Origin of the sequence: Pseudanabaena sp. UWO310, from assembly GCF_006861605.1 — a bacterium.
Classification (GTDB): Bacteria; Cyanobacteriota; Cyanobacteriia; order Pseudanabaenales; family Pseudanabaenaceae; genus Pseudanabaena.
On the sequence record NZ_SELU01000042.1, the window covers coordinates 40,005 to 50,965 of the forward strand.

Below are 10,961 nucleotides of genomic sequence, written 5' to 3' on the forward strand. Positions count from 1 at the left end.
TTATTAAATATGGGTTATACTGTCATACAGCGTTATGACAAATAAAAATATGAGAGTTAACGCCCGTCTTGACAGCGATCGCACCAATAAATTTCAGTATATCCGCCAGCGTACCAACCAAGGCACATCGGAAATCATGAAAGCAGCGATCGACCTTTACTATGAAAAACTTCGCCAAGAATCCCCCAAACCACTGCAACTTCTTCAACAAGCAGGGCTGATCGGTTGTGCTGAAGGAGATCCTGACTTATCCGTGAATTACAAGCAATATCTCACCGACAGCCTAAACGAAAAATATGGTCATCGTTGACTCAGGCTTTTGGATTGCATTGATCAATCGCCGCGATGATTATCATGTCCGCGCTCAAAATGTTTTAGCCACCATAGATGAGCCACTCATTACCACATGGTGCGTTATCACCGAAGCTTGTCATATTCTCCTAAAACACACAGGAAACCACGCCCAGCAAACATTTATACATAGCCTAAAAATAGGAGCTTTTGAGGTTTTTGATTTACAAGTTCAAGATGGCAAAAGAATTGGTGAACTGATGAATCAATATAGCTCTTTGCCAATGGATCTTGCAGATGCTTCCCTGATTATTCTTGCTGAACACTTGGGGCATGGGCGCATTCTCTCCGTTGATTTTCGTGATTTTTATACCTATCGCTGGAAAAATCGGCATCCTTTCGAGAACTTGATGCAAATGAACTAGCGAATGTAGAAAAATTGCTACCCTGCGGTTTATTCTTGATCATTTGTAGTCTATTTGGACTACAACAGTAATAGGGATATCCCGAAAAACAAGGCAAATTTACAAACCATGACCGAACCCCAACGCACTGCACCCCAATTAATCGAAGACATCAAAGCGCTGATAATTGAGATCCAGCAGTTGTATTGCCATGATGAAATCCCTTGGATTATTGGCTATTCAGGCGGCAAAGACTCCAGTGCCACTCTGCAACTCGTTTGGCAAGCCCTCCAGCAACTACCAAGCGATCGCCGCACCAAACAGATTCATGTCATCACCACCGACACCCGTGTTGAAAACCCCATCGTCGCCGCATGGGTCAAGCGATCAATAGCAAATATGCAAGCTGCCGCCATTGAAAAAGGCTTACCCATCACGGCAACTTTACTATTTCCCGATGTCAAAGACACCTTCTGGGTGAACCTGATCGGCAAAGGCTACCCTGCACCCCGCAACGGCTTTAGATGGTGTACCGAACGCCTCAAAATCAAACCATCTAATCAATTTGTTCAAAACGTCGTCAGGGCAAAAGGGGAAGTAATCATCGTCCTTGGCACACGCAAAGCCGAAAGCTCTAGGCGATCGCGATCGATGAACGATCACGAAATAGGCAGCATAGGCGATCGCATTGGCGACAACAGCCTCACATCCCTGCTCTATAGCGGCAGCCTACCCAACTCCTTAATCTATAGCCCCATTGCCGACTGGAGCAACAGTGAAGTATGGCTATATCTCATGCAATATCCCAACCCTTGGGGCAATAGCAATCAAGACCTCTTCACCATGTATCGCGGTGCAACCGCCGACAATGAATGTCCTCTAGTGATCGATAGCAATACACCTAGCTGTGGTGACTCCCGCTTTGGTTGCTGGGTATGCACCCTCGTCAACAAAGACAAATCGATGGAAGCGATGATCCTTAATGATGACGAAAAAGAATGGATGCAGCCCATGCTAGATCTGCGCAATGCCCTCGATAGCCCCGATGACTGGGACAAACGTGACTTTAGGCGTATGAGTGGCAACGTACAGCTATTTACCCACAACAGCGACGGCAAACAAGAAGTCAAGCCGATCCCCGGCCCTTATACCAAAAAATGGCGCGAACATTGGCTAAGGGAATTACTCAAAGCGCAAACCGAAGCACGTAAAAATGCACCACCTGAGATGAGAGAAATTGAATTAATTACCCAAGCCGAACTCAGCGAAATTCGACGCATTTGGCGTGAAGACAAACATGAATTTGACGACGCACTGCCCCATATTTATCTCGATGTAACAGGCGAAAAATTCCAAGATATCAATAATCCTAACAATCAAAGTCTATTAGGAGCCGATGAATGGGAGATCCTCGCTCGACTCTGCGGTGATAATGCTATGCACCTCGAACTCACTACCAAATTACTCAGCGTGGAAAAGCAGCATTATGGCAAAATGCGCCGCGTCGGTATCTATGAAGCCCTCGAAAAATGCTTTGAAACCAGTTCGCGATCGCCCGAAGAAGCAATTCAAAACGCCCATCGTTTCAAAAATATAAAAGATGCTGCCGAGGAAGGAAATGCAGATAAAGTCCGTCAACTTGCCTTAGGGCAACCAGTCAAACCATCTGAATCAGATAAAGCCAATAGTTGGGCATCCATGAAATTTGGCGCACCAGTCGCAGAGGTACAGTCTTGATTTTCCGAGAATTAACTCTGCAAAACTTTGGTGCTTACCAAGGAAAGCACACGATCAATCTTTCTGTCGATGTCAGTCAAGACCATCCACCAATTGTCCTGCTAGGTGGCTTAAATGGTGGAGGTAAAACGACCTTTATCGATGCCATCCGACTTGCCCTATATGGTGCAAAAGCCCAATGCTCCACGCGGGGCAACCTAAGCTATGGTGAATTTCTCTCTCAAAGTGTCAATCGTGAAGTTAAAATCGGCGAAGAAGCGGCGATCGAATTAATCTTTGAACAAGCCAGTTTTAATAAATCTGAACTGCGCCAAGTACCAATCTCAATCTCCCGTCGCTGGACACAACAACCCAAAAATAGTCGTGATATTTTAGAAGTCCGTGTCGATGGTTGGAATAACGAAACCCTGACCAACACATGGGATGAATTTATCGAAGAGATAATGCCTATTGGTATTTCGGGCTTGTTTCTATTTGATGGGGAACAAGTTCGAGAACTCGCTCTGCAAGATACGCCCACACAGGGTATTGTTGATGCTATTCGCACAATTCTCGGATTAGAGTTAGTCGATCGCTTAGAAGTTGATTTAGAAGTCTTAGCCAGCAAAAAACGGCGTGAATCATCTGATACCGAAGCTTTCAGTAAACTTACAGAGATCGAATCTCTAATCTCACAACAATCCACAGAAATTGAATTAGAAGAAACACATAAAATCAAACTGGAAAATGACTTAGAACAAGCCAAAGTTACTCTTGCAGAAGCAGAACGTGAGTTTATGCGTAAAGGTGGGAAAGCGGCAGGTGATAAGCACGAGTTGGAACAAAGCTATCAAAGAATCAAAGAGGAAACTGATCAGCAAAGAAAACTATTGCTAGATTTAGCCGAAACTTGTTTACCCTTGATGTTGATTAAATCACCTTTGTTAGAACAAGCGCTCTCCCAAAGCCAAAAAGAGTTGCATTTGCAAAAAGCAAAAGCTGCTCTAGATCTGATTAAAGAACGCGATCGCAAGCTATCAGAATTTGTAGAGCAGAATTTTCCTAAGAAATACAATCACTTAGTCCAAGAGTTTCTGGAAACCGAACTCGCTCAACTTGAAGATGAATCGCAACATGGCGAAGTATGGCTTGGTAGCGATCTTGATCTCGTGAACTCACTCTCAAATCTGTTAGAGCAAGATTTACCTAAAACCTTGGCTCTAGCTAATATCACAGTGCAAAAATTACAATCTTGCGATCGCGAAAGCTCTCAAATCCAAAATGTGATTGCTTCTGCGGCAAGTCCAGAAATCTATCAACAACTATTACAGAATAAAGAAGCGGCTACATCAGTTTGTGAGTCCTTAGCGAATGAGCTAGATGACTCTCGGCGTAACTTAGCTCTACTCGAACGCAAGTTAATCTCTAGTAAAAGAGAACTGGAAAACTATGGAACAACCATAGTCGCAAGAGGAAATTTAGAATTCTTCTTCCAGTCTGTTGTTAAAGTGCAAGCAACTATGGATGCCTTTAGAAAGGAACTCACAGCCCATAAAATTGCCCAATTAGAGAATAGCGTCACTGAATGCTTTCTCCATCTTCTACACAAATCTCGCCTTGTGCATCGTATCACGATCGCTCCCGATACCTTTCGCCTAGAGTTATACAACGCTGAAGGTAAATCTATCCGTAAACATCGCCTTTCCGCAGGTGAAAAACAGATGTTAGCGATCGCCTTCCTCTGGGGATTAGCCCGTGTCTCAGGTTGTCAGTTACCCGTTGTCATTGATACACCACTCGGTCGTCTGGACTCATCCCATCGCTTAAATCTGCTTGATCGCTATTTCCCCAATGCCAGCCAACAAGTGATTCTTCTTTCAACTGATACCGAAATTGGCAAAGAAGAGGTAACTCGTCTACGCCAAAATCAACTAATCGCCCACGAATATATCCTAGACTACGACGAATCAATTAATCGTACGTTCGTGCGATCGGGTTATTTCTGGTAATATTTGTGCCACGCTTTGCGCGGCACAAATATTACTAAAATCTTTTTTATTTAAGTGATTAATCTATGGAACCCCCTATTGAACGTATTCGACTCTCCAAAAATGCTAGGGAGCAATTGCTTAAACTAAAACGTGCTACCCATATTGAAAATTGGAACGTTCTTTGTCGTTGGGCACTATGCAGATCTCTAGCAGAGCCTACTCCACCCTCAATTATTAGCATCACTACTGACAGTAATATAGAGATGACTTGGCAAGTTTTCGCTGGTAACTTATCAGATATTTTCATAGTTGCTCTAAAACAGCGCTGTCATAATGATGGACTAGGAACAGATAAAGAGACCCTTGCGACTCAGTTTCGCCTTCATCTCCATCGTGGTATTGGCTACTTATCAGGCGATCCACATCTTAAAAAGATTGAAGACTTAATTCTGCTTCCCAACAAGGTTGAGAATTAGCCCTTCATTTGACCAAAAATGCTACTGCTTATTCTATTACCAACATAGAGTTCAATAGCAATTTCCTAGCCTTAATCTTAGCTTTCAGCAGCTTAATTGTTTCTGAATTTGTATCTTTGCGCCAAGTAAGACGATGCCCTTGAAGTTCTGCGCAAGATTCCTTTAATTTTGCCTGCCAGCCTTGCCAGTGTGAAATATTTTTCATGTCTTCTAACAATCCCCAACTTTCTTCCTGTTTGGTTAATTTTGCAAATTTCTCATACTGAGGATAGTCAGGAAGGACATAGGCATCTTTGCAATGAAGTACAGGTGGGTTATCGGAGTTGTGATAGTCACGATAGCGAACCTGTAAATCTCTTAGGTCAATTTGCATTGAGGCTTGTATTTTCGGATGGGGCTCTCGATCAAATTCGGGGCAAAAAAGATAGCTGATTTTGGGTTTATGAAGATGGAATTTAATTAAAGTGGCTCCATCCATTCTACCAATGGTACGACTGGCACATCCTTCATAGAGTCTAAGCATTGTGTCAAGATGTTCTAAAGCCGATATATGCACATAAAGAGATTGCTGATCTAGCCGTCCGATTTTGCTGTTTCGACAACAGGTAGCGATGAAACTTTCCCGACCTAGATTAAATAACATCAAGTCAGCAGTGGTACTTGCTCCTTGATAAGATCCAAATAGGGATTTGATATCGGTTTGATATTGTTGGGAAAGTTGGCTTAATTTGAGTCGTTTGTAGGGATTATCAAAATTACTGAGGGCTAGGAATACTAAAATATCTTGGCGGCGCTTATCAGCGATCGCATCCCATTCATCTTGATTTGTGGCGCTTACAATCAAGTTAAAGGCACGGCGCATTGTCCCAAATTCTGTTAGTAACGGCTCAAAGTTTGACAGTTCTTCGCTAACAGGGAGTCTGCCTCGCTCTGTGAAGAAGTCCATGAGGGGAGTAAGTAATTCGCGATAGTCTTCAAAGCGTTTGGATACAAGTCTGATTCTGGGTGTGGTGGCTCTCGAACGAAAACGTGATGCTCTGAAGCTTTGCGCTTGCATTTCGTCACGAAATACAAAATAAATGCCGAGAGCGACAGGCACAGAATCTACGCTTAATACTTGATCGATATAGAGTTTGAGTTCTTCTTGTTCGTAATACTTCTGGAAAGTGTTACGGCTACTCACAACACCGTCACTGTAGGCGATTTGTCCTTTGCCCACATCACCGATTAAAACCTGTGCCGAGACAATTAAAACTTTTTGCGTTAATTCCCATGCTTTGATGATGGCTTCTCGTCTTTCGATCTGTGATTCGATGACGTTGATGATATAGCCGAGGTTCACGATTTCGGCGCTAGTGCGATCGCTTTGTGGTCGATAGTAGGGATCCCAACCTGAGCTAGTAAAGCCGCGATCGCTAATTCTTTTGATATCCTCACCATGACCACAGCCATAGTCAAAGAAGGTTGTATTTTCTGTAAATAGTCCTGCTTCCAACGCGAGACGAACGGGTTTGGATAGGTCAGGGCGATGAATCGCAGCTTTATGGCGATCAATTTTGATGTCTTCTTTGAGCCCCTCGCCCCTAGTCTCTATCCGAGGTGACGAGGAGATAACTTGATGCTCTTTCAGTTCGACATGGTATTCCTGTAAACGTTGTTCCCATCCTTTGCGAGTGCCTATGGTACGGGTCTCATGAAATAAGCCGATCGCTTCTTCTTGTTTGGTTAGTTGAGCGAATATCTGATAAAGCGGATAATCTGGGTTGACAAAGGTTTCTTTGCGATGCAGGATTGGCGGATTGGGGGATTGATGATAATCCCGATGTTGAGTAGTTTGGGTTTGGAGGTCAACTTGAATACTTTGATGCAATGCAGGATGTGGGTCGGTATCGAATTCTGGATAGAACAAATAGGAGATTTTCGGTTGTTCGTAGTTGAATTTGATAATGGTGAATTTGCTTTCTTTGGGAAGTAGTGCTCTGGCTTGGCGATCGCTTTCTTGTAGTTGTGGGGAGAGATAGGCGATCGCGGAGATATGTATATAAAGCGCATTAGGTAACTTTTTGCCAATAGGACTCTGTTGGCATAGATCTCTGATTGGGCTATAGGCATACTCTCTAATCATTGCCACAGGTGCTAAAGGACTGCAACAAAAAGCGCCCAATGGGCGCTTTTTGCAGTTAGAAACGACCTGCTCTAACAGCCTGAGCGAGATCGGTTAAAACCTCGACGGTTGTCTCGAAATTAATACAACCATCGGTAATACTCTTGCCATATTCCAACTTCGCCAAGTCTTTCAAAGGTTGCTTGCCACGATTGAGATGGCTTTCGAGCATGATCCCCACAATGTATTCAGACCCATTACGCACCTGCTCGCTAATGTCTTGCAGTACGATCGGTTGATTTTTGTAATCTTGTCCGCTGTTATCGTGGCTGCAATCCACCATCATGTAGGGTTGCAACTGACGATCGCTTAGGCGATTAGCGATCGCATCTACATGAGCCTTGTCATAGTTAGGACCTTGCTTGCCGCCACGCAGGACGATATGCCCATCGGGGTTACCTGAAGTGGTGATAATACTCGCTAAACCCTCATTGCTAACTCCGAGAAAGCGATGGGGTTGCCGTGCTGACAACATCGCATTAATAGCAACATCAATGCTGCCATCGGTTCCATTTTTAAAACCGACAGGCATCGACAGCCCAGAGGACATCTCACGATGAGTTTGACTCTCGGTAGTTCTTGCCCCGATCGCCGTCCAAGAAATTAGATCCGCTAGGTACTGAGGTATGATCGGATCGAGTAATTCCGTCGCACAGGGCAAGCCTAATTTCGCCACATCTATCAATAGCCCCCTTGCCATGTGGATCCCGTAATTAATATCAAAGGTCCCGTTCAGATGGGGATCGTTGATCAATCCTTTCCAGCCAATGGTGGTGCGTGGCTTCTCGAAATAAACCCGCATCACGATCTCAAGAGCATCGCTAACCTCATCGCGGAATTTGGCTAATTTTTCGGCATATTCGCGGGCGGCTTTGACATCATGAATCGAGCAGGGACCAACTACCACCAGCAAGCGGCGATCGCTACCATTTAAAATATTGCGAATTCTAGCCCTTGCCTCGGAAACAACTTTGGCGATCGCGGTGGTAATGGGTAACTCGGTTTTAACTGCCACGGGTGCTAGCAATGGACAAGTTTCAACCACATGCAGATCGCTAGTCTTAATTTGATCTAAGCCTCGATCTGAATTTTGATTTAAATTGGCATCTACCACTGATACTACTTGACCAGAAATATTTGCGATTTCAGTTGGGGACACGCCTTTTAACTCCATATAATCCATATAAGTATCTACTTATACTTTAGCCTCCCGATGGGGTTAACGTATCCCATAAATGGATTTTTGTTACAACTATCTGCAAAAAATATCTTTATTTTTAGTTTGCTTAGATAATTTTAAGTAGCTAAGCGTAATTAAAAAAACAAAACTAAAACCTGTGACGCACGCGCATCATGTGCCATAGTTTTTGGGGTTTTATGCTTAATTGCGATCGGCTACTTAGTAAATATACTTAAGGAGCATCCAGTGATGAAATTACCGTTGTATATCGTTCTGTTTTTATTTGGATTAGCGATCGCCCAAAGTATCTACTTCTATCCATTACTCCCAGATATCGTAGGCTCTCATTTCGATGCCGCAGGAAAAGTTAACGGAACCTCTTCCAAGTTTATTTACTTTATTCTATACTTTGTCACCTTGGCAATTACCAGTTCCTTTGCTCTGGGTCTTCCTTTACTCCTCCAGCACTTGCCAACTTCATTAATTAACTTGCCCTATCGTGAATATTGGCTATCATCCGATCACATCGAAGAGACATTAAGTTTTTTCAAAATACATTTTTCTTGGTTTGGGGTTGGAACAACATTACTCATAATTGCCATTTTTCATCTGACGTTTTTAGCTAATCTCAGTCCAAATAAAGATTTCAACATCACTATCCCATTTTGGGCTTTATTAGGTGCTTTTATACTATTTGTGATCTGGTGGACAGTGACACTAATCAAGCGTTTCCCTAAGCCGTCATAATTAACAAAGACTCCAAGTATTCTTCAAGTCTTTATTTCCTCTTTCTTAATCCGCGATCGCTTAAGTCTCAAGATTAATACAGGCGATCGCTTGATCGATCTATTGTTAATTATTTCTCCACTCGTACTACTAACTCAAAAATGGCACGTTGCGCTAAAACTAACACACTAAATTAGCTGCATCTATCCACTACTTGCTACGCCAGCAGATTATAGAAGGGCGTGCTAAATTGCTGAATAAGAAAATCAAAAAAATAGGAGAGCTTAAAAAACAAATAATGAATTACAAGATAGAGGAATAAGTCCATGACAACTCGAATTACGGCAAATGAAATCAAACATATTTTTGAACGTCTAATTCAAAGAATAAGTGATGATAAAATTGAATTTATAGATATTGAAACTGATTACTATTGGATTATAACAAGCGACGAGTGGGATAATTTTTCTTCAAACCCTAATATGGTTGTAGGTTCTCTTGTAGATGATTGGATATCTTTACAAAGAATTTTGGAAACAGAACATATAGTGACTTATGTTGATTATGAGCGTTTTGCTAGTATTCTCAGAGCAATATCTGAGGCAATCGCTCCTTCAACAAAAGAGATTTCTTCTGATAAAAGCCTTTAAAATTTTAAGTTTTACCTTAGTAGCGTAGTGGACAGACACATCTAAAGTGGTGCAATAGATTTCAGATTAATGCTTATTGTATAAACACCTTAAGGCTTTCCTAATTCACTATTTTATACCAATTCCCAAAATGGCAACGCCATTTTGGGAATCTCAAAACCTTACTGGGTTTGGTGTTTAATTCACAAAAGTGTTGTCATACTTTCGTGAATTGGTATTAGATGTGCCTATCCACTACTTGCTACTCCAAGAATTCTGGGACAGGAATTATGCACAGTATGGACGCAGTGCATTTAATAGTTTAAAACAATGTGGTTGCTTTACAAATTGATTGAATACTATGAATTATAGGACTGATATGATTTGCAGAACTTTCATTACAACTATTATCACAGTGATTGTATTACTGTCGAATCTATTGAGCTATAGAATTATATATACCTCTTTATTTGATTCCAACAATTTAATCTTTCCTTACACTAATTATGGCGCTCCAGAACTTATAGATCAAGAAGGGCTAAATGGTGTAATATTTAGTTATTTTCTTGGTTTAGTATTTGGTATTTTGTCTTTTTCTATTTCATTTTGGATATTACGTCCAAGAGCTACTGGAAAATATTTGAGGCACTTTTTTTCTGTTCTTACGATTTTTTCATTCATAGCAACTCTATTATGTGGTTATAGATTTACAGAATTGCTATATCATGCTTTAACAGTAGAAAGATGTGATAACTATATAGGCAATGGTTTTGGATGTATATAAATAATTTTCAGAGAAGTTATCTTCTTATCTAGTAGGTACTGGTTATCTAAAGCGTGATCGACATATTTGTGCCTTTTTTGTTGGCATGAAATGGGCATTTCAGAATCTATCCTCTATTATCTGAGCATTGCCCTACTTCAATAATTGCGAGTTACACTAAAGCTAACGCACCATTATTGCGCCAATTCAAGGATGAAATGCAACACCTAGAGATCTTTGCATAAAGGGACTCATAAGGATAATCACAACACACAGGATATCCTCATGAGCTTTACTCTTATTTGTGGAACCAGCCTAACCTAAGTGCTTCTAATGGAAAACCAATAGCTGATGGATATACATGCGGAGCGCAAGGTCTAATTCGGACAAGTCGAAGTGGAGCTACTTATGTCAGTCCACAACTTTCTTTGAGGAATTCTGCCGATTTCCTGATAAAGGATAAAGCTCCTACTGATTTGAGTAGAAAAGGGTTCCCTTACTTTTCCCGTTAAGTATGAATTTGGGCAAGAAGCCAGCCTTGGCAAAGTTCACGTAAATTAGACCAACCACGCCAGAGAACTTGAATACCAATGGGAGATTTGCGACGATGCTCAAGATACC

Annotated in this window: 9 protein-coding genes; 7 read left to right on the forward strand and 2 right to left on the reverse strand. The window is 41.9% G+C overall.

The window, feature by feature from the left end:
- Nucleotides 1-49 precede the first annotated feature (49 nt).
- The 5 genes from PseudUWO310_RS14630 (at nt 50) to dndE (ending at nt 4,878) form a co-directional block, all read left to right on the forward strand.
- Entirely contained in the window at nt 50-310 is a 261-nt protein-coding gene (locus PseudUWO310_RS14630; protein ID WP_040688166.1) for a ribbon-helix-helix protein, CopG family, read from the forward strand.
- Nucleotides 297-716 carry a type II toxin-antitoxin system VapC family toxin gene (locus tag PseudUWO310_RS14635; RefSeq protein WP_142602499.1) on the forward strand — a complete coding sequence of 140 codons (420 nt, stop codon included), beginning with the start codon at nt 297-299 and terminating at the stop codon, nt 714-716. The genes PseudUWO310_RS14630 and PseudUWO310_RS14635 overlap by 14 nt, the downstream gene beginning before the upstream one ends.
- 108 nt (nt 717-824) lie before the next feature.
- Nucleotides 825-2,432: a DNA phosphorothioation system sulfurtransferase DndC gene (gene dndC, locus PseudUWO310_RS14640; protein ID WP_142602501.1), complete on the forward strand. Its 1,608-nt coding sequence runs from the start codon at nt 825-827 to the stop codon at nt 2,430-2,432.
- On the forward strand, nt 2,429-4,420 hold the full coding sequence (dndD, locus tag PseudUWO310_RS14645) for a DNA sulfur modification protein DndD (RefSeq protein ID WP_190316038.1): 1,992 nt from the start codon (nt 2,429-2,431) through the stop codon (nt 4,418-4,420). Before dndC ends, dndD begins: the two co-directional genes overlap by 4 nt.
- 65 nt (nt 4,421-4,485) lie before the next feature.
- The gene (dndE, locus tag PseudUWO310_RS14650) at nt 4,486-4,878 is read left to right on the forward strand and encodes a DNA sulfur modification protein DndE (RefSeq protein ID WP_142602506.1); all 393 of its coding nucleotides are present in this window, start codon (nt 4,486-4,488) and stop codon (nt 4,876-4,878) included.
- A 28-nt stretch (nt 4,879-4,906) separates the two neighbouring features.
- On the opposite strand, the gene PseudUWO310_RS14655 is transcribed toward dndE, so the two are convergent.
- The gene (locus PseudUWO310_RS14655) at nt 4,907-7,003 is read right to left on the reverse strand and encodes a DNA phosphorothioation-associated putative methyltransferase (RefSeq protein ID WP_142602508.1); all 2,097 of its coding nucleotides are present in this window, start codon (nt 7,001-7,003) and stop codon (nt 4,907-4,909) included.
- 55 nt (nt 7,004-7,058) lie between these two features.
- The gene (locus PseudUWO310_RS14660; protein WP_223805678.1) at nt 7,059-8,216 is read right to left on the reverse strand and encodes a 3-deoxy-7-phosphoheptulonate synthase; all 1,158 of its coding nucleotides are present in this window, start codon (nt 8,214-8,216) and stop codon (nt 7,059-7,061) included.
- Nucleotides 8,217-8,471: 255 nt separating this feature from the next.
- Here PseudUWO310_RS14660 and PseudUWO310_RS14665 point away from each other — a divergent pair, with 255 nt between their 5' ends.
- Together PseudUWO310_RS14665 and PseudUWO310_RS14670 are read left to right on the forward strand one after the other, a co-directional pair.
- Nucleotides 8,472-8,969: a DUF1648 domain-containing protein gene (locus PseudUWO310_RS14665; RefSeq protein ID WP_142602510.1), complete on the forward strand. Its 498-nt coding sequence runs from the start codon at nt 8,472-8,474 to the stop codon at nt 8,967-8,969.
- Nucleotides 8,970-9,274: 305 nt separating this feature from the next.
- Nucleotides 9,275-9,598 (forward strand): hypothetical protein, encoded by a 324-nt coding sequence (locus PseudUWO310_RS14670; protein ID WP_142602513.1) that lies wholly within the window; start codon nt 9,275-9,277, stop codon nt 9,596-9,598.
- The last annotated feature ends 1,363 nt before the right edge of the window (nt 9,599-10,961 follow it).